Consider the following 18976-nt stretch of genomic DNA (forward strand, 5'->3'; position numbering starts at 1 on the left):
TCATTTAATGGTATTTCTCTTGTAATCTTTCCTGCTCCTTTTTCTTCTTTTAGTAATATGCTATCATTTACAATATTGCTTTTAGATATTAGTTTTAACTCGCCAAACCTCAACCCTGTAACACAAGAAAACACAAAAACATCTCGTATGCGTTCTAGCCTAACTGTTCTAAAATCTTGAAGCATTAAAATTTGTAAATCTTCTTTTTTTAATGCTATTTGATTTGTTACAACCCTTGGTTTCTTCTTGAAGTTAATAAAGTCAGTTTTATAAGTATAGCTATTCTTTAAACTCCAAAACATAAATGTTTTAAACAAACCTACATTTCGAGAAAAAGTGTTATTAATATGCCCTTTATCATTCATACAGAAATCTGTAAACTCTGTATAAAACTTATTATTTATAGTACTAAAAGTTAATTTGTATTTTTTCTTTTGCTCAAATTCCTTTAGTAAACTTTTAATATTATTATATCTCTTAACAGTTGAGGTTGTCCATTCCTTATTTTTCATCTTATAAGTCATAAACTCATCGTAAGCTTCATAAAACTTGTTTTTTCCTGCCGATACTTTTTTGAAATTAATATCAAATTCATTTCTAATAGCCTCAATCGTGATTTCTTGCCCTGTATTAATGTATAAGTCCGTGATTGAACTAAAGAAATTTGTGTACCTATCTAATTGTGATTTAATAGACCTTTGCTTATCTGCTTTTGTAGTTCGACCAGTTAAGTTATTAGGCTGTCTATTCTCAAAATCCCATTCATTTGGGTTTATAGTCTCCCCTGTGGAGTAAACAAACTTCTTACCCTCATTTTTAAAATAAGCTTTTAAATAGATTAAAGTATTACCATCTTTATTCTTATCCTTTAAGTTCAAAGTACTTCTCATTTTTACTGGGTGTAAGTTTAGGTGTCAGTAAAGATATGATTTAATAGTGTTTTGATATAATATTAAGATATAAAATTTTAAACAATTCCCTTGATAACAGTAGATTATATATTAATTAACAAGAATTAGTGTTTAATAGGTGCAATACTCTCCGACTCCACAGCACTCACAACTGCGTTGTGAATGAAAATACGAAAACTCATCAAATTTACTTGAATGGGTTTTTGTATTTTTAAACACCTGGTTTGCAAAAACAGGCAGTTGTAATTGCACCTTTTAAGTCAATAGAGAACAACGCAGTTAATCTCTCCGACTCCACTTATTGGGTATAAAAACGCATCAAAAACCCTGTAAATTAATAATTTACAGGGTTTTATTTTTATATGATATCATATAATTGCACACTATATCATCTAAAAAGTGTGCAATTCGGTGTCCATAGGTCTCGCTTAAAAATTACACACTAATTCATTATAATTATCTGAATTTCAATTATTTGAAACGGTTTTGCGCTTGTTTATTATTACTTATTTGTGTACATTGAGTGTGCTATTTAATAGCAACATTATGGAAGATTGTTAATGGTGTGTTTGCCATTATCCTATTCTTAAAGTTAATTTATAGCAACTTTAATTTTGAGTTGAGCTTTTTTCTTATTTATCAATTCTTTAAAACTCTCTTTCCGTTCTTGTGAAAGAAAACTATGATCAATCAATAGAGACCATTCACGCATTCCTTTTTCAATACGTTTCCAAAGATTTTCAATGGCTTTTTCTGGTATGTGTGCTTTTAACATGGCTTTGTTAAAATCCTCTCGTTTTAGTTTTCGCTTTTTCCCATTAAGATTCAATGCTAAATCTTCTAAATCGTCCGGTAATACTAATTGCGAAGAAATCATATCGTAAGCAGGTGTGAGCTCATATTCGTTGAACTCTTTCGCTATAAGCGAAAAATTCTTTAAGTGCATATCATTATTTCCTATTAAGAAAGACACGATCACTTGTTCGTAAAAGTGAACAACATCCTTTATGGGGTTTTTAGAGTAGGCGATGATGCCTTTGGCTATTTGCTCATAAGACCCTCTGTACTTATGCTCTGTTAGTCGCTCATTAAATTGACAAGCATCTTCCATTGCAAACTTATCGCCTTGTGCATTACGATCTATACGTCTCGTTATGTAAGCCAACTCTCCACCTTTTAAAGGCAGTAATAAAAAAGGAACAGTTTCGATGCCACAAGCTTGGGTCATTAGCATACACAAAGCTTCTAGTTCTGGCATTTGTGGATAAGCAGAATAAGGTGGTTTTAAAATATACCTTCCGTTTAAAGCACCGACTATGGTTAAGCGTTCTTCGGTAGCAATTTTTGTAAAGCCCATTGACAATTTAGGTTGCACACCTGTTACTATAATTCGCTGGGCAACGTTTTCTTCAGCAAGTTCATTTATTTGTGATATATCATAGTCTAATTGAAATACAGGTGTATCATTTTCCCAAAAACGAGCAAGACAAACAGGGTGATACTGATGTTCTCCTGATGCTAATGGTTTGTGACAAGCTAAACAACTACTCATTTTCTATAATACTTATGTTACCTATGCAATCACGACAGGTAGTTAGTAGTAATCCCATACGATCTCTTGGGTTAAGTTTCCAGTTTTTTTGTGCAATATTTAGCAACCATCCTTCTGGAATTAGTCCATCAAAAAAAGGAAATAAATTATCTGATGTAAAGACTGCTTCTTGTAACGGAAATGTTAATGATACAGGTGTTGCATTTTTCAATGACAAATAGGTTTTATCATATTGAAATAAATAACCTTCGTCATTTTCAGTAAGCATTCCTGCTTTTTGATTACTCACCCAAATTTCTCCTTGTCTCATCGCTTATAGGTGTTGGTGTTAATGCATGTCCGAAAAATAGTAATACTTGATTTACTTTATCGGTCATTAAATTTGGTTTTCCTTGCTCTAGGTCACGCACAAAGCGAAGTCCAACGCCAGTCAGGTCAGACAAATCTAATTGTGTCAATTTACTTTCTTTTCTGCTTATTCTAACGAAGTCAGCAATAGCGTTATGTCGATTCCAATCTTTCATAATTATACCCATAAAGGTGTAATATGATGCAATATATGAATTTTATACCTTATTAGGTATAATTTATAATAATAATTATTAAATATACCTTTAAGGGTATAAAAAATTACGCCGTTAATAAAGTACTACTTCCAATGCTTCGGAATTGAAAGTAAAAGCGTAAACTATATGTAATTACATATCATATTAACCGAGATCACATTTTTATACGTAATTGGGTATAGAATAAAGAAAATCTTTAGCTTTTTACTTTAACAAGACTGTCATTACTCAAAGACTAATTTGCAATGCGCGAATTGCAAATCAAGGAAAAGAAATTTGAATCGTTTTGCTATATTTTGACTTCAGAAATAGAAATCAAATATTAAAGTTTGTTATTAAATTGAGACCAATTCGATGACCTCAAAAATTGATACTTTTGAAAGCCTTATAAATAGTGGAAAGTGAAATTGTGGTCGTTCTCTCCGACTCCACAACACTCACAACTGCGTTGTGAATGAAAATACGAAAACTCATCAAGTTTACTTGAATGGGTTTTTGTATTTTTAGACACCTGGTTTGCAAAAACAGGCAGTTGTAATTGCACCTTTTAAGTCAATAGAGAACAACGCAGTTAATCTCTCCGACTCCACCTTAGCCCTACGAAGCTTCCTTTTAGTGAGGAGCTCAGTAGGGCTTTTTTTATTGATCTGCTCAGTTGTTTACTAATTATAATTAGTCTTAAAGCATAAAAGTCGATGTGAATTGTTCAAATTTTAAAAAAGCTACTCTAGTTTTAATTTAACATATCTGGGGTAGCCACTGTTCTAAAACCAACATGGTCTGAACTTGAATCTGAAGTCACTCCCATTTTTGCTGAAATCCTAAAACTTGCACAATACGATGCATGACATAAAAACGAACCACCTTTTATAATATACTCTTCTTGGTACGAATTCATAGGATTATAAGATGTCTTGGCTCCTTTAGGATTTATTAAAGGCTGAGAGGTCTCTAATTCCTTATAATAATTTACATTAAATAAATCGCTGGTCAATTCCCACACATTTCCAGTCATATCATATAATCCAATACTATTTTTAGGATATGATTTTACAGGTGATATAAATTCAAAACCATCTAAAGATTCATTTTTTGTTGGAAATACACCTTGCCAAGTATTCGCATTAGTATCTAAAACTGAAGCATCATTTCCCCAAGTAAAAATGGTATTTATATTAGTGCCTTGAGCAGCAGCTTCCCATTCTGCCTCTGTTGGTAATCTTCTATTTGCCCATTTGCAATAGGCCAATGCATCATCTAAAGTGACATGGACTACAGGATGATTATCCTTACCATCAATATTTGAATCTGGACCTTCAGGATGTTGCCAATCTGCACCGACTTTCCATGTCCACCACTGCGCATAATTATTCATATTCACCACAGCATCTACATTCTTATTAAAAATTAAACTTCCTGGTTGTAAAACAGAATCGTGTGGTTTTGTAGCATCAGGTGGCAACTGCTTTTTCATCTCTTCCCAATCAATCGTTCGTTCTGCAATTGTAACGTAGTCCGTTGCTTCAACAAAAGCTCTAAACTGTTTGTTCGTCACTTCAGTAAGATCCATAAAAAAACCATCTACTGTAACATTATGTGCTGGTTTCTCTCTTGGCATTGCATATTGATCACTATTCTTTGCGCCTTGTAAAAATGTTTTACCTTCTACCCAAACCAGACCATTTGGTGCTTCTACTTCAGCTAAAGTCTTTATAATTACTGATTCTTCATTAGTGGTTTCTTCTAAAACTTCTGTTGTAGTGTTTCTACAATTAAACAGTGAAACAGTAATTAGAAATGTGACAATATAGTTGATGTTTTTTTTCAAGCTCTTTTAGTAAAGTATGTTTTAAATTTTTTCGGGTTAAAGATAATTATTTATTCTGAAGACTTCATTTAACTAAAAGCAAAAAAAAATGACTACAAACCTTTTACAATAAATAGTTATAATAAGGTGATTTTAAGCATAAAACTATTCGACCACACGAAAACGTTCTTCTAACGCAGTAGTAGAACTTCCGCCTATCCAAACATCAAATTCACCTGGTTCAACTTCCCACTTTTTATTTGCTGTATAAAACTGAAGTGTTTCTGCATTTATGGTAAATATTACATCTTTAGATTCTCCTGGTTTAAGGCTTATTTTCTTGAAGTCTTTGAGTTCTTTTACAGGTCTCACAAAGCTTGCCACCAGATCTCTTATGTATAATTGCACCACTTCTTCTCCTGCCCTTTCTCCTGAATTTGTAATTGTCACTGCAACTTTTAGCTCACCAGTTGTTGTGATTTCTGTCTTATCCAAACTCAAATTACTATAAGTAAACTCCGTATAACTCAACCCAAATCCAAAAGGATACAAGGCCGTTTTAGGTGCATCTCTATAATGAGAATAGGTGATTTGTGTGGCATTACTTGGTCGTCCTGTGTTTTTTTTATTGTAATAAATAGGCACTTGCCCAACATTGTGAGGGAACGATACTGGCAATTTACCTGAGGGATTATAATCACCAAAAAGCACGTCTGCAATGGCATAACCAGATTGAGAACCTAAATGCCAACATTCTAATATCGATGGCACTAATTCTGTTGGACGACTTAAATCCATTGGTCTACCATTCATTAAAACAATTACAATGTTTTTATTAACTTTATGAATAGCTTCAAGCAGCTCCATCTGTAACCCTTTAAAACCAATATCTGTAAAACTGCGACCTTCTCCGCTTTGGTAAGCATCTTCTCCAATGGCTAATAACACAATTTCAGCTTTTTTGGCAGCATTTACTGCCTTTTTTATACCTGATCTGTCTGTAGTATTAAACTTTAAAGCTGTTGAAAACTGGTTTTTCCCAGGTTCTACTGTCGGAATTGTTAATGCCACACCTTGCTCAAAATAAATTTTAGTGTCTTCGGATACTGCTGCTTTCACACCGTCTAATAAAGATATAGCTGAGTTGTAAACCCCTTTACCTCTCCAATTTCCTAAAGGAGAATTTTTATCATTGGCTAAAGGCCCTATTACAGCAATGCTATTAATATCTTTAGAAATAGGTAACAGTGCTTTTTCATTTTTAAGAAGCACAATTGATTTTTTAGCGACGTCTCTTGCAACTGCCAAATTCTCTTCTGAATAAACCATTTGAGTTTCTAAGGCTTCATTGCAATATTTGTAAGGATCATCAAATAAACCAAGCTGAAATTTAACTTTTAGAATACGTTTAACCGCATCATCGATTAAATCTATTGAAATTTTATCTTCTTCTACCAAAGTCTTTAAAGATTGTTCATAAGTAAACGACTGCATATCCATATCGCTTCCTGCCTTTATAGCTATTTCGCCTGCATGATTTGTATCCCTAGCATAACCATGAGCCATCATTTCGCCAATGCTTCCCCAGTCTGATACCACAAAACCATCCCAATTCCATTCACCTTTCAGAAGATCGCGCTGTAAATATTGGTGTCCTGTTGCAGGAATACCGTTAAGATCATTAAACGCATTCATAAACGTAGCGACACCAGCCTTGGCAGCCGCTTTAAAAGGAGGTAGAATAACATTATGTAAATCATACTCACTTATGCTCACCGTATTATAATCTCTTCCAGCTTCAGCAAAACCATAGCCTGCAAAGTGTTTAGCACAAGCCGCAATGGTATTGGATTTCGACAAATCATTACCTTGAAATCCTTTAATTCTTGCAACTCCGATTTGGGTAGATAAATAGGTGTCTTCACCTCCACCTTCCATAACGCGTCCCCAACGTGCATCTCTAGAAATATCTATCATTGGAGCAAAGGTCCAGTTGAGACCAGATGCAGCAGCTTCCTTAGCTGCAATGGCTGCAGATTGTTCTATAATATTGAGATCCCAACTTGCACTTTCACCTAAAGGAATAGGGAAAATAGTTTTGTAACCATGAATCACATCAAATCCAAAAATTAGAGGGATTTTTAATCTCGAATTCTCCATTACAATGCGCTGAGTTTCTCTTATCGAAGCCACTGAAGTGACATTAAGCATAGACCCTACTTCGCCCTTTTTTAGTTTTTCTAATTTATATTGATCGCCCTGAGAATCGGACGGACCTGTCGCATCCCAACCACCATTATACTGTACTAACTGCCCTACCTTTTCGTCAATAGTCATTAAGCTTAAAACAGAATCTATTTTCTGTTCTGTAGCCTTATCTATTAAGATTGAAGCGTTCGCTTTGCCCTTATTATCAAGGACTACTTCTTTATTGTTGTCAGTGGAAGTGCAACCAAATAATAAACCAGCCACAAGTGCTGTACTCAGCATTAATCTGAAATATTGGTGAACTATTATTTTCATAGGAGATAAAATGATTTTACTAAAAGTTAAAGATACACAGGAAAATAGTTTGACAAAAACTTAAAACTAATTAATGATCTAGCGTTATGCATCTAAAAAGTTTTTTAACAGCTTAAATCGAATCATCTAAATATCAAAATCTTCAACTAGTTATCGTCCTTTTTTAAAACAAAAAACCTGTAAAATTGAATTTACAGGTTCTTAAATATTGAAACCAACAATTCTTATTTTATCTCAACCACCTCAAGTTCAAACACTAATTCTTGTCCTGCCAAAGGATGATTACCATCTAAAATAACATGATCGTCATTTACCTCTACCACTCTAAACTGATGCTCGTTTCCTTGTTCATCTTTAGACGCTAAACCCAAACCAACCGCAGGCTCCATTTCTGGTGGTAACTGCGCTTTATCTACTTTATGAAATAATTCTTTGATGACATCACCATAAGCATCTTCCATAGGAATATCGACTGTTTTCTTTTCACTCACCTTCATATCGATAACGGCTTTTTCAAAACCAGGAATCAACATACCTTGACCCAAAGTGAACTCTAATGGCTCACGCTCAAGAGAGCTATCGAAGATTTGTCCGCTTTTTAATTTTCCTGTATAATGTACTTTTACCGTATCATTTTCTTTTACTTGACTCATAAATTTCTAATTTTCATTTAAATGAGTTGCAAAATTATTATTTAAAAGAGACAATAAAGAATGACATTGAGATTTTCCCTAGGATTTAAGAAAAACTTAACGTGAAATTACTGGTTTAGTTTCTAATTTTAAAGATGATAGAAATTCTGTTACGTTATGACGTTAAATTGTAAGGTAATCCTAACTTCTTCGACTATCTTTAACTCTTAAAAAAAGTGCATTTATTAACTCGAAAAAGAAAGAAATTATTATGCTCACTTGGAAAGACCTCATTAACTTTTCCGTAAAAGGAAACCCAACTCCAGACCAAAGGGTTGAAAAAACAGAAGCCGAATGGAGGGCTCAATTGACTCCAGAACAATTTAGAATTACAAGACAAAAAGGCACTGAACGCCCAAACAGTGGTGCGCTTTGCAGTATTTACGACGAAGGACAATACAATTGTGTCTGCTGCGACACTCCGCTCTTTGATTCTACAATTAAGTTTGAATCTGGAACAGGATGGCCAAGCTTTACGCAACCCATTAAAGAAAACGCCATTAAATATCATAAAGATACATCGTTTGGTATGGTACGTGTCGAAGTAATGTGTAATACTTGTGATGGTCATTTAGGACATGTATTCCCTGATGGTCCAGAACCAAGTGGTTTGCGCTATTGTATTAATTCAGAGTCCATGACTTTAGATACCGAGAACGCCTAATGCCTACTAAAAACATACAAATCGCTACCGTTGGTGGAGGCTGTTTTTGGTGTACAGAAGCGGTTTTTGAAGAAGTAAAAGGTGTAGAAAGCGTTGTTTCTGGTTATTCTGGAGGTAAAGTGCCAGGACGACCAACCTATAGAGAAATCTGTTCGGGTTTAACAGGACACGCGGAAGTTGTGAAAGTGACTTTTGATGCTGACGTCATTAGCTACCAAGATATTCTGGTCATTTTTATGACCACTCACGATCCTACAACGCTCAATCAACAAGGAGCTGATCGTGGTACGCAATACCGTTCGGTAATTTATTATCACAATGATCAACAGAAGGAAGTTGCAGAATTGGCGCTACAAGAATTAGCACCTTATTACGAAAAACCCATAGTCACAGAAGTTTCTGAAGCACCAATTTTTTACGATGCTGAAAAAGAGCATCAGGATTTTTACAAAAACAATCCTACGTATGGCTATTGTAGTTTTGTGATAGACCCAAAATTAGCGAAACTTCGGAAGCTACATGCTGATAAGTTGAAAAGAAGTTAAAGACATTACAAAAACAATTCCTTTGGATTAAGGGCATAATAATGGACAGACTGAAAAGACCTCAAAGGTTTTTGAAACCTTTGAGGTCTAGAAAACAATAATTTAGAATATCAGTTTTTAGACTGAAACACATAAAGATAGCGCTGAAGAGTGACGTGGGTTGTATGAACGTTGAAAGCTCAATTTTCTCACGTTTATAATTGAAAACAAAAGATTATGCAATCCATCAGCACATGAACTTATAAAATGGCTAAAACAACTAAAATAGGCTTAGGAGGTGGTTGCCATTGGTGCACGGAAGCGGTTTTTCAAGCTTTAAAAGGTATATTAAAAGTTGAACAAGGTTATGTGGCTTCAAGCGATGCAAACAGTTGGTTTTCTGAAGCGGTTATTGTTCATTTTAATTCTGAATTGATTTCGCTTCAAACGTTAATTGAAATCCATTTGCATACACACAAAAGTACCTCAGCACATTCTATGCGACATAAATATCGCTCTGCCATTTATTATTTTTCCGAAGTACAAAAAACAGAAGCGCAATTTATTTTGAATGGCTTTCAAACCACGTTTCAAAATCAATTAATTACAAACATATATCCGTTTTCAGAATTTAAAGCCTCTCGCGAAGCGATTCAGAATTACTATTTAAAAAATCCTGAAAAACCATTTTGTGAACGCTTTATAAATCCTAAATTGAAAGTATTATTACATCAATTTTCGGAATTTGTGGCTTTTGAAGCTATTCCTGAAAAATTAAAAACCATACAAAAACAGATACATGACCACTAAAATAGGATTAGGACTTGCCGCTTTAGGCCGACCAGATTACATCAACATAAGGTCTGAGCACGACATTGATAAATCTGTTGATGCGTTTAGAACGAATGCTCTTAAAATTTTAGATGAGAGTTACCAGCTTGGCATTCGTGATTTTGATGTGGCTCCATCTTATGGATTAGGAGAACAGTTTTTGCAAGACTGGAATGATTCTAGAGCATATAAAGACGTTAATCTATCAACCAAATTTGGCTATACCTATGTGGCAAATTGGGAAATTGGTTTTTCTGGTAAGCATGAAATTAAAGAACATTCACTTGAAAAACTGAATACGCAATGGGAAGTATCTAAAGCCTTATTGCCAAATTTAAAAACTTATCAAATTCATTCCGCAACGCTTGATAGTGGTGTTTTAACTAATGCTACTGTTTTATCTCGATTGCAGGACTTAAAACAAAAACACAACTTAAAAATAGGACTTTCATCAAGCGGCACAGCCCAAGTAAACATAATTAAAGAAGCTAAAAAAGTGAACTTTGATGGTGTAGATTTATTTGATAGCTACCAAGTGACGTTCAACATATTTGAGCAATCTACTTTTGAAATCTTAAAGCAATTATTAACTCAAGGTAAAACGGTGATTATAAAAGAAGCCTTAGCCAATGGACGTGTATTTCCAAATACTAAATTTCCAAAATATAACCCAGCTTATGAGGATCTAAAAACACTTTCAGGAAAATATAAGGTAGGTATTGATGCCGTTGCCTTACGTTTTGTGATTGACGTCTTAAAACCGACACTTATTTTGAGTGGTGGTGCAACTATTTTTCAAATTAAAGACAACTTAAAGGCTCTGAATTTTGACTTAGATGAGCATGAAATTTTAGAGCTCAAATCATTTGGATTGACTCCTGAAGCCTACTGGCAAGAACGAAGTGATTTAAAATGGCATTAATTAATAAAACCTTAGGACTAAGGGTATTGAGACAGCTAAGTTTTAGCCATCTTTACTAATTGAAACCGTCTCCTCCTCTACTGCTGGTTTGAACATTTTCTTAAACTGCTGAAACACCTCTGCATTTCCATTAATTTGATAGACTTTTGAATTTTTAAACAGACCAGTACCCAAGCCAACGGCAGCACCAATAAACATACCACCTGCTACTGCAACTATGCGCTCCTCACCAGAATAGACAGAAGACCTACCTGTTTCTGCATCACCCACAATTAATGCCAAACCTAAAGTAGTACCAATAAGAGAACCAAAAAGCACGTTGCCACCAAAAGACTTCTTGGTTTTTATTTTTCCAATTTTGGCAATTGGTATTAGTTGCAGACTATCTTTTACTTCTACATACAAGCCACTATCGTCTATATTAACCAAATAAGCGTTGGCTATTTTTTTACCTTCTAGGTTATAAACACGAAGAAATATAGATTCATCATTTACAGGTTCTTGGGCAATACACAAAAAACTAACAAAACATAACATAGTTACAATCAGTATTCTTTTTTCATATCCATAGCAAATGAACTTATATTTTACAAAGTCATATCCCTAAAATTACTGAATTTTATGGTGAATTTTCCAAAAAAATTACAATGAGCGTGCTTGTTAATTGGCAAAACTAGTTTTAAACGATTTTTCCATCCAACAAATTAATAACTCTTGAGCCATAAGCTGCGTTGCTTTCAGAATGTGTGGCTTGGATAATGGTAACTCTTTCTTTGTTTAATTGTGCAAAAAGCTCCATAATGGCTTCACTCTGCTTCGAGTTTAAATTTCCTGTAGGTTCATCGGCTAAAATGAGTTTAGGTTTTCCGATTAAGGCTCTGGCAATACCAACCAATTGTTGCTGCCCTCCACTTAATTGAATAGGGAATAGATCTTTCTTCCCAACGATATTAAAGCGATCTAACATATCTGCAACCATGGCTTTTCGTTCTGATGATTTTACATTTTTGTAAAGTAATGGTGTTTCAATGTTTTCATAAACGGTGAGCTCGTCGATAAGATGATAGGCCTGAAACACAAAACCGATGTATTCTTTATAGAGTTTAGATCGGTTGCGTTCTTTCATGCTATGCACAGGTTCTCCTAAAAATGTGTAGCCGCCTCCTGTGAAACTGTCTAACATACCAATACAATTTAAAAGGGTAGATTTTCCTGAACCAGAAGGTCCCATAAGTGAGATGAATTCACCTTCCTTAACTTGTAAATTGATAGTATCTAGTAATGTGACTTTATTGCTGCCAGAGTTTACTGTTCTAGATGCTTCGTTTAAACTTAATAATGTGTTTTTCATTTTAATTGATTTAAAATAGGTTGCTGTTACTCAATACGACTCACTTTTGAATCGCCAATACTTAAGCCTCTATCTATTTCTGCAGCCCCTTTATAGTATAATTCTGCTTCACCAAAAGCTGTAAATTTAATAGAGTCTGACGCGTTAATTCTAAATTTTGCTTCACCAAAAGCCTTGAGATTAGACGTTTTACTCTTCACCTCAACCATGTTAATTTCACCTTCACCATATGCTGTGATGCTCTGGTAATTAACTGTACCTTTATTAATCGTTAGCTGACTTTCTCCATAGATGTTAGCATTAAAGTTTTCAAAATTAACCTCATTAAAAGTTACCTGAGATTCTCCGTAAATCTTTAAACTAAAATATTCAGCAGTCATCGAACTTTCGCAAACGGTTCTTTGCTCACCTCTTAAAGACAAATCATTGATGTTTTTATAAGTGACAAGAATCGTCAGTACTTTGCCCTTGTAAATTGGCACTTTCATTTTCACGCCATTCTTTATTATCTTTTTTTGCTTTGTAATTTCTTTAGCATCGTCTAAATAGACTCTTAATGTTTCTCCTTTGACTTCAATATTTATTTTGTCTTCTGGTTCGGTACTGTTTAATAGGGTTACGGATTCTTCGTCTCCTTGTACAAACGTGGTTTCGATGTGCGGACTAATGATTACCTTATTAAAGGATTCAACTGTCTTCTTCGTTTGTGCGGTTATAATTTGACTTGCACAAACTAATGCTACGATTACTAAATATTTTAAATTTTTCATACTATTTATGTTTTTGATTATTTAATCTTCTTTTACAAATAATATATAGTGAAGATGATGCCATAAATTTAAATATATGAAAATCAAATGTTTAAATTTTTTTTGAAAATTAAAAGTGTTCGATTATGATACACATTTTGTCCATAATCGAACACTTAAAAAAATCAGAAATTATAATTTATTCTGTTCTTAAATTTTCTATAGGATTACTAATTGCAGCTCTAATAGATTGAATTACTACTGTTGTTAATGCAATTACTAAAACGATTAAAGCAGCAGTAGTTAAGACTATCCATTCTACATTAATACGGTATGCAAAATCTTGTAACCATTGCGACGTAGCATACCATGCAATTGGCAACGCCACAGCAATAGCGATTACTACTAACTTCACATAATCTTTACTAAATAAAACTGCAATAGAGCTGACTGATGCCCCAAGTACTTTCCGCACGCCTATTTCTTTAATGCGTTGTTCTGTGGATTGAGCTACAAGTCCAAAAACTCCTATTGAAGCTAATAAAAGACTTAACATGCTAAAAAACATAAAGAAGCTTTGTAGCCTGTCTTCTTCGAGATATTGTTGTTCAACTAGGTCATCTACCCAATTTAATGCGAGATATTTATTAGGAAACATTTGCTCCCAAATCTCATTTAGTTGCGTAATAACTTGAGAGGACGAACCTTCTTTTACACGAATAAGCATACTACTGTAATCAGGATTTGACTCTGCAATCATTACTACAGGCTTAAGACTATATCTCAAAGATTGTGTATGAAAATTCTTTACAATACCAATAGGATTTGTTTCTAACTCAGGTATTGTTTTATTCATCTCTGTAACATTTAATGCTCTAGCTGTGTACTCAGTTAGTAATGAAGATTGGGTATTTATCCTTTTATCGTTGTCATTAAATTTAATTTCTGTTTGTGCTTGTGGTGCATCTGAAGCGAATTTTTCATCAAATAATCGTCCAGAAGTTAACTCTATTCCTAATGTTTTTGGAAGATGAACATCCCCTGAAATAAAAGAGACATCCATTTTTGTCCCTAGGTTAATTGGGTTATCTATTGACTTAGACATACCTCCAGAACCAAATGTAGGCCTCCAATTTACAAGACTAGCAGAAATTACTCCAGGAATATTGGTGATTTCTTTGTGGAAACTCTGTCCTTTTCCATTCCATAAAGTAGGATTTATAGCAATCAAATTTTCTTTATCATAACCAATATCTTTATTATTCACATAATCTAGTTGAGATTTTACCACTAGTACTGACACTAAAACAATAATAGCAATAGAAAATTGAACTACAACTAATCCTTTTTGAATTAATTGTTGGCCATTTATTTGATTCTTATGTATTTGCCCTTTTAATGAACTAACAGGTTTAAAACCAGATATTAATAGTGCTGGATACGCGCCTGTTATTACGGCTACTACAAAAACAATTAGAAATCCTATACTCAAATACTTCGCATTACTTAAAAGAGACATTTGTAAAGAATGTCCAATAAATTGCTCTATAACAGGAATGATGAGATAAAAAGCAGCCAATGCTACTAGTGACGCAATTGCAAAATAGAGTAGTGATTCTGTTAAGAATTGAAGAATGATTTGCTTACGAAGTGCTCCTATCACTTTACGTACACCTATCTCTCTTATCCGTGTTAACGATCGTCCAACACTAAGATTTATAAAATTCACACAAGCTATAAAAACTATTAATAATGCAACTCCGAGTAGTATATAATCAGTAGAACGACTACCTTTTATGTCTAATTCGTTATCAAATTCTGAATTAAGATAGGTTTCTTCTATAGGCTGAAACTCATAAGAATATTTAGTTTCACCACCTACAAAATCCGAGTACCATGTATTTAATTTTTTCGAAAATTTAGTTACATCTGTCCCAGATTTAAACAACACATAATTCCTTGTAAACGAGCCATATTGTTCTTTATATAATTGCTCTAAACGTCCTTTTTCAATGACCAATGCTTCAGCTCTTAAATGCGTATTACTTGGAATATCTTCGATAATTCCAGTTATCAAAAATGGAGATGGCTCATTACCAAAACTAGGAATACTATATATAATCTTACCTATTGCATCTTCATCAGGAAATAACTTATCCTTTAAGGTTTTTGTTAACACAAGGTTAGATTTGCCATGGACTAATTTTTTAGGATTACCTGATATAATTTTAAAGTCAAACAATTCCCAAATAAGGGTATCTGTTTCTAAGGCTTTCAAATCTAAAATATCTGTATCTTGAAGATTCTTTTTTATGTGATAGTCTATCTGATAAATGTTCGAAACCGCCTCTAATTCAGGAAAATTATCCATTAAAGCAGGTCGCAATCCTGCCCAAGACGCAGACATTTTATTATTTACGTCATTACCCATATCAATATTTGTTAATATGCGATGAATATCATCTTTACGAGACCACTGAGAATCATAAGAAAAATCATCTAATACAACACTAACAACGCTTATACAAGCAAGTAAACCAAATGTTAAACCTGTGAGACTAATAAAAGAGAATAGACGATTCTTCTTAAGACTACGCCATGCTAATTTTATGTTATTTTTAATCATAGGTTTGAGATTTTATTCTGTTTTTAAACTTTTAATAGGATTAGCTATTGCTGCTTTGATGGCCTGAAAACTAACTGTAAATATTGCAATTCCTATGGCGCATAATCCCGTAAATACAAAAGGATGCCAGCTTATGCCAATTCTATAAGCAAAATCTTGCAACCAATTGTTCATTATATAATACGCTAAAGGAAATGCGATCACCAATGCAATTATGACCAACTTTATGAAATCTATGGATAATAGTTTTACAATGCTAGTAACCGAAGCTCCTAAAACTTTACGCACACTTATTTCTTTATCACGCTGTTCTGCTGTGAAAGCCGCTAGACCAAAGAGACCTAAACAAGCAACAAATACCGCAAGTAGTGAAAATATCATCCCAATAGATGCAGTTTGCTTTTCTTCTACATACAGCTTTTCAATATTTTGGTCTAAAAAACTATAGTCAAAAGGAATATTTGGCGCTACAGACTTAAAGCGAGTTTCTAAACTAGCAATATTTTGACCTAAATCGCTTACACTCATTTTTACGAGCATATACTCTTTATATTCTGATGGTAAATTATGAAACGCATATGCACCTATAGGTTCCCGTAATGACTCAAAATTAAAATCTTCTACAACACCAATTATTGTAGAATGTCTTGGTAACATTTGTATAGTTTTCCCGATAGCTTCCTCTGGTGTATAACCCAAATAATCAGCTATTTTTTTGTTAATAACAACCTCAACTAAAGTATCTCCTTCGACTTTGTTAAGCGGTAAATTTTTACCTGCTATAAATCGTAAACCCATAACCTCTAAAGCTGTAGCATCAGACCTATTAGTTTGTACAGACAAACCTCCATCATCCTGTAAAGGATTCTGAATCATTCTACCACTAACCGATTTACCTGGATAACCTTGAGCATTTCCAATTTGAGATACTATGGATAATTCACTTAATTTTTGACCTAATAGCTTTATATTATTGTCATCATTTATACCATTAATAGAAATAGCCATAACTTGTTCCTTATCAAAACCTAGGTCTTTATCTTGTATAAATTTTAGTTGATTATAAATCACAAAAACACCAATAATTAATACTGTAGATGCACCAAATTGTATTATTACTAGTCCTTTTCTAACATTTGTGGCCCAATACGAACCCACTTTACCTCCACTTAATATTTTTTTAGCAGACAGACTAGACATATATATTGCAGGGTAAGAGCCTGCGAGTAAAGTAGAAACTCCCCAAATAGCAATGAGTGATAGTATAAATGTACCTGACCAAAGGAGAGTACTAGGGATCTCTTTACCTGAAATTTGATTAAAAAACGGTAAACAAATTAAGGCTAAACCAACACCGAGCAAAATTGATATTGCAGTAATCAGACCTGTTTCGGCATAAAAACGTGTTACTAGATTACTAAAGGAAGCACCAAGGGTTTTACTCACACCAACCTCTCGTGCTCTTTTTTGTGAACGAGCCGTTGTAAGATTCATGTAATTTATACAAGCAATTATGAGAATTAGCAATGCAAGCCATGCTAAACTCTTCACTTGTTGAATAGAACCTTTTTTAGAGCTATAACCATTTTCAATCGCACCAGAATATAAATGCACATTATCCAAAGGTTGAACATTTAAGGAATACCATTGTGATTCCTTTTCAACATTCTTATCAAGCATCTCTTTTAACTTCGATTTTAAAGCTATTTCTTTTGAACCTTTTGCTGTCAGTATATAAGTTTCTAAACTCGCGTTAGACCATGTTGGGCGCTTAGCAAAAAAACTTGTGACAAAAGACACATAAACATTAGCATCTAATGTGGTATTTGCAGGTAAATCTTTAAAAACTCCAGTGATTTCAATATCTAATCTATCATCAACTTTAAAAAGTTTACCAATAACTTGCTCAGTGCCAAAATAACGCATGGCAGTACTTTGAGATATGACAGCCGTATTAGGTTTCACTAAAGCATCTTTTGCTGAACCTTGAATCAGTTTTAAATCAAAAATTTTGAACAAACTAGAATCTGCATAATAAAGCGAGGTTTCAATAAATTCAGAATTCTCTGTACTCACATAAGCTGGATCACCAAAACCATGTTTTAGAAAACGAACCGCATCTAATATCTCAGGAATATCCACAACACTAGTTGGAGCAACCATAGCTGGTGCATTTGCAAAAACTCTATTATCGTAACTTCCTGAAGTTTCAACAAGTACGCGATAAATTTGATCTTTCTGAGAATACATAGAATTAAAACTATTCTCATGATGTATAAACATAAATAATAATGTCGCAATCGCAAGACTTAAAGTCAGTCCTAGAATATTTATTGATGAAAAAAGAGGACTTCCTTTTATATTTCTCCAAGCAATTTTAATATATGTACGTATCATAATATTAGTATTTTATTCTGTTTTTAAACTCTCTGCAGGATTTACAATCGCCGCTTTAATGGCCTGAAAACTCACTGTTAGCATGCCTATTGCTATTGCACTTAAGCCAGCTATTGCAAAAACCCACCAGTTAATTTCTATGCGATACGCATAATCTTGCAGCCAATTGTTCATAAAATACCATGCAATTGGGATGGCAATTATTATTGAAATTACAACCAGTTTCAAAAAGTCTTTTGACAATAATTTTACTATTCCAGATACACTTGCGCCTAGTACTTTACGAACACCTATTTCTTTACGACGTTGTTCTGCTGTATAAGCTGCTAAGCCAAATAGACCAAGGCAAGAAATAAGTATAGCAAGTATTCCAAAAACTTGGGATAACTCTCCTATAAGTTGTTCGTTTTTAAATTTGGCATCAAAAACATCATCCACAAATTTGTAGTCAAAAGGATAGGCTGGCAAGTGCTTTTTTAAGACCATTTCAATATCTGCCAAAGCTTCGTTTACAGCACTATTTTTTTTAATCTTTATATACATATGCTGTGTATTATTGGGGTAATTAAAAAATAATATTGGATCGCTAGAACCATACATACTACCATGAAGGTAATCTTCAACAACACCAACAACCTCTATATTTACATCATCACCTCGTGTAATCTTCTTACCTATTGCACTATCGCTACCCATCATTTTGGCAAGTGATTTAGATATCAATGTAGAACTACTGTCAGCTTCGATGTTATTACTAAAACCACGACCTTCAATAATTTCTAAACCTGTGGTTTCAAAAAAGCTTTGGGTTACATATCTAAAAGAAATTAAAACATCTTCAGTGTTTGTGCCACCTTTCCA

At 33.7% G+C, this 18976-nt stretch carries 17 protein-coding genes; 4 read left to right on the plus strand and 13 right to left on the minus strand.

All coding sequences use genetic code 11. The annotated features are described in order from the left end of the window. From AB8B52_RS13005 to AB8B52_RS13035, 7 genes are all read right to left on the minus strand, one after another. The coding region (locus AB8B52_RS13005) for an integrase (RefSeq protein ID WP_406028805.1) at positions 1–890 on the minus strand (890 nt) is incomplete at its 3' end. A 613-nt stretch (positions 891–1503) separates the two neighbouring features. Next, entirely contained in the window at positions 1504–2463 is a 960-nt protein-coding gene (locus AB8B52_RS13010) for a HipA domain-containing protein (RefSeq protein ID WP_406028807.1), read from the minus strand. Then, a complete protein-coding gene (locus tag AB8B52_RS13015; protein ID WP_406028809.1) occupies positions 2456–2773 on the minus strand; it encodes a HipA N-terminal domain-containing protein in 318 nt (105 codons plus the stop codon). Before AB8B52_RS13015 ends, AB8B52_RS13010 begins: the two co-directional genes overlap by 8 nt. Next, on the minus strand, positions 2745–2987 hold the full coding sequence (locus AB8B52_RS13020; RefSeq protein WP_406028811.1) for a helix-turn-helix transcriptional regulator: 243 nt from the start codon (positions 2985–2987) through the stop codon (positions 2745–2747). The genes AB8B52_RS13015 and AB8B52_RS13020 overlap by 29 nt, the downstream gene beginning before the upstream one ends. A gap of 775 nt (positions 2988–3762) precedes the next feature. Next, positions 3763–4857: a formylglycine-generating enzyme family protein gene (locus tag AB8B52_RS13025; RefSeq protein ID WP_406028813.1), complete on the minus strand. Its 1095-nt coding sequence runs from the start codon at positions 4855–4857 to the stop codon at positions 3763–3765. A gap of 144 nt (positions 4858–5001) precedes the next feature. After that, a complete protein-coding gene (bglX, locus tag AB8B52_RS13030; RefSeq protein WP_406028815.1) occupies positions 5002–7359 on the minus strand; it encodes a beta-glucosidase BglX in 2358 nt (785 codons plus the stop codon). Positions 7360–7583: 224 nt separating this feature from the next. Further along, positions 7584–8012, minus strand: a complete 429-nt coding sequence (locus tag AB8B52_RS13035; RefSeq protein WP_406028817.1) for a peptidylprolyl isomerase — start codon at positions 8010–8012, stop codon at positions 7584–7586. A gap of 250 nt (positions 8013–8262) precedes the next feature. Between AB8B52_RS13035 and msrB the strand changes: the two genes are divergently transcribed. The 4 genes from msrB to AB8B52_RS13055 all read left to right on the plus strand — a co-directional run bounded on the left by msrB (position 8263) and on the right by AB8B52_RS13055 (position 10992). Beyond that, on the plus strand, positions 8263–8715 hold the full coding sequence (gene msrB / locus AB8B52_RS13040; RefSeq protein ID WP_406028819.1) for a peptide-methionine (R)-S-oxide reductase MsrB: 453 nt from the start codon (positions 8263–8265) through the stop codon (positions 8713–8715). Then, the gene (msrA, locus tag AB8B52_RS13045) at positions 8715–9260 is read left to right on the plus strand and encodes a peptide-methionine (S)-S-oxide reductase MsrA (RefSeq protein ID WP_406028821.1); all 546 of its coding nucleotides are present in this window, start codon (positions 8715–8717) and stop codon (positions 9258–9260) included. Before msrB ends, msrA begins: the two co-directional genes overlap by 1 nt. Positions 9261–9506: 246 nt before the next feature. Beyond that, positions 9507–10049, plus strand: coding sequence for a peptide-methionine (S)-S-oxide reductase (locus tag AB8B52_RS13050; protein ID WP_406028823.1), 543 nt, complete (start codon positions 9507–9509; stop codon positions 10047–10049). After that, a complete protein-coding gene (locus AB8B52_RS13055) occupies positions 10039–10992 on the plus strand; it encodes an aldo/keto reductase (RefSeq protein ID WP_406028825.1) in 954 nt (317 codons plus the stop codon). Before AB8B52_RS13050 ends, AB8B52_RS13055 begins: the two co-directional genes overlap by 11 nt. 42 nt (positions 10993–11034) lie before the next feature. Here the strand turns inward: AB8B52_RS13055 and AB8B52_RS13060 are convergent, their stop codons facing one another. The 6 genes from AB8B52_RS13060 to AB8B52_RS13085 all read right to left on the minus strand — a co-directional run. After that, positions 11035–11529, minus strand: coding sequence for a hypothetical protein (locus AB8B52_RS13060; protein WP_406028827.1), 495 nt, complete (start codon positions 11527–11529; stop codon positions 11035–11037). A gap of 142 nt (positions 11530–11671) precedes the next feature. Further along, positions 11672–12343, minus strand: coding sequence for an ABC transporter ATP-binding protein (locus AB8B52_RS13065; protein ID WP_406028829.1), 672 nt, complete (start codon positions 12341–12343; stop codon positions 11672–11674). Positions 12344–12369: 26 nt separating this feature from the next. After that, entirely contained in the window at positions 12370–13113 is a 744-nt protein-coding gene (locus AB8B52_RS13070; RefSeq protein WP_406028831.1) for a head GIN domain-containing protein, read from the minus strand. A 178-nt stretch (positions 13114–13291) separates the two neighbouring features. Beyond that, positions 13292–15718 (minus strand): FtsX-like permease family protein, encoded by a 2427-nt coding sequence (locus AB8B52_RS13075; protein ID WP_406028833.1) that lies wholly within the window; start codon positions 15716–15718, stop codon positions 13292–13294. 12 nt (positions 15719–15730) lie between these two features. Further along, positions 15731–18115, minus strand: coding sequence for an ABC transporter permease (locus AB8B52_RS13080; RefSeq protein ID WP_406028835.1), 2385 nt, complete (start codon positions 18113–18115; stop codon positions 15731–15733). 12 nt (positions 18116–18127) lie between these two features. Beyond that, positions 18128–18976, minus strand: an 849-nt coding sequence (locus AB8B52_RS13085; RefSeq protein ID WP_406028837.1) for an ABC transporter permease, incomplete at its 5' end; no start/stop codon positions are given.

Origin of the sequence: Winogradskyella sp. (genome assembly GCF_045105575.1) — a bacterium.
Classification (GTDB): Bacteria; Bacteroidota; Bacteroidia; order Flavobacteriales; family Flavobacteriaceae; genus Winogradskyella.

What these genes read in the sequence shown, in the direction of transcription:
- msrB (WP_406028819.1), top strand. Translation starts at nt 8,263, where the DNA reads ATGCTCACTTGGAAAGACCTCATTAACTTTTCCGTAAAAGGAAACCCA.
- msrA (WP_406028821.1), top strand. Translation starts at nt 8,715, where the DNA reads ATGCCTACTAAAAACATACAAATCGCTACCGTTGGTGGAGGCTGTTTT.
- AB8B52_RS13070 (WP_406028831.1), bottom strand. Translation starts at nt 13,113, where the DNA reads ATGAAAAATTTAAAATATTTAGTAATCGTAGCATTAGTTTGTGCAAGT.
- AB8B52_RS13055 (WP_406028825.1), top strand. Translation starts at nt 10,039, where the DNA reads ATGACCACTAAAATAGGATTAGGACTTGCCGCTTTAGGCCGACCAGAT.
- AB8B52_RS13065 (WP_406028829.1), bottom strand. Translation starts at nt 12,343, where the DNA reads ATGAAAAACACATTATTAAGTTTAAACGAAGCATCTAGAACAGTAAAC.
- AB8B52_RS13080 (WP_406028835.1), bottom strand. Translation starts at nt 18,115, where the DNA reads ATGATACGTACATATATTAAAATTGCTTGGAGAAATATAAAAGGAAGT.
- AB8B52_RS13050 (WP_406028823.1), top strand. Translation starts at nt 9,507, where the DNA reads ATGGCTAAAACAACTAAAATAGGCTTAGGAGGTGGTTGCCATTGGTGC.
- AB8B52_RS13015 (WP_406028809.1), bottom strand. Translation starts at nt 2,773, where the DNA reads ATGAGACAAGGAGAAATTTGGGTGAGTAATCAAAAAGCAGGAATGCTT.
- AB8B52_RS13010 (WP_406028807.1), bottom strand. Translation starts at nt 2,463, where the DNA reads ATGAGTAGTTGTTTAGCTTGTCACAAACCATTAGCATCAGGAGAACAT.
- AB8B52_RS13060 (WP_406028827.1), bottom strand. Translation starts at nt 11,529, where the DNA reads ATGTTATGTTTTGTTAGTTTTTTGTGTATTGCCCAAGAACCTGTAAAT.
- bglX (WP_406028815.1), bottom strand. Translation starts at nt 7,359, where the DNA reads ATGAAAATAATAGTTCACCAATATTTCAGATTAATGCTGAGTACAGCA.
- AB8B52_RS13020 (WP_406028811.1), bottom strand. Translation starts at nt 2,987, where the DNA reads ATGAAAGATTGGAATCGACATAACGCTATTGCTGACTTCGTTAGAATA.
- AB8B52_RS13075 (WP_406028833.1), bottom strand. Translation starts at nt 15,718, where the DNA reads ATGATTAAAAATAACATAAAATTAGCATGGCGTAGTCTTAAGAAGAAT.
- AB8B52_RS13035 (WP_406028817.1), bottom strand. Translation starts at nt 8,012, where the DNA reads ATGAGTCAAGTAAAAGAAAATGATACGGTAAAAGTACATTATACAGGA.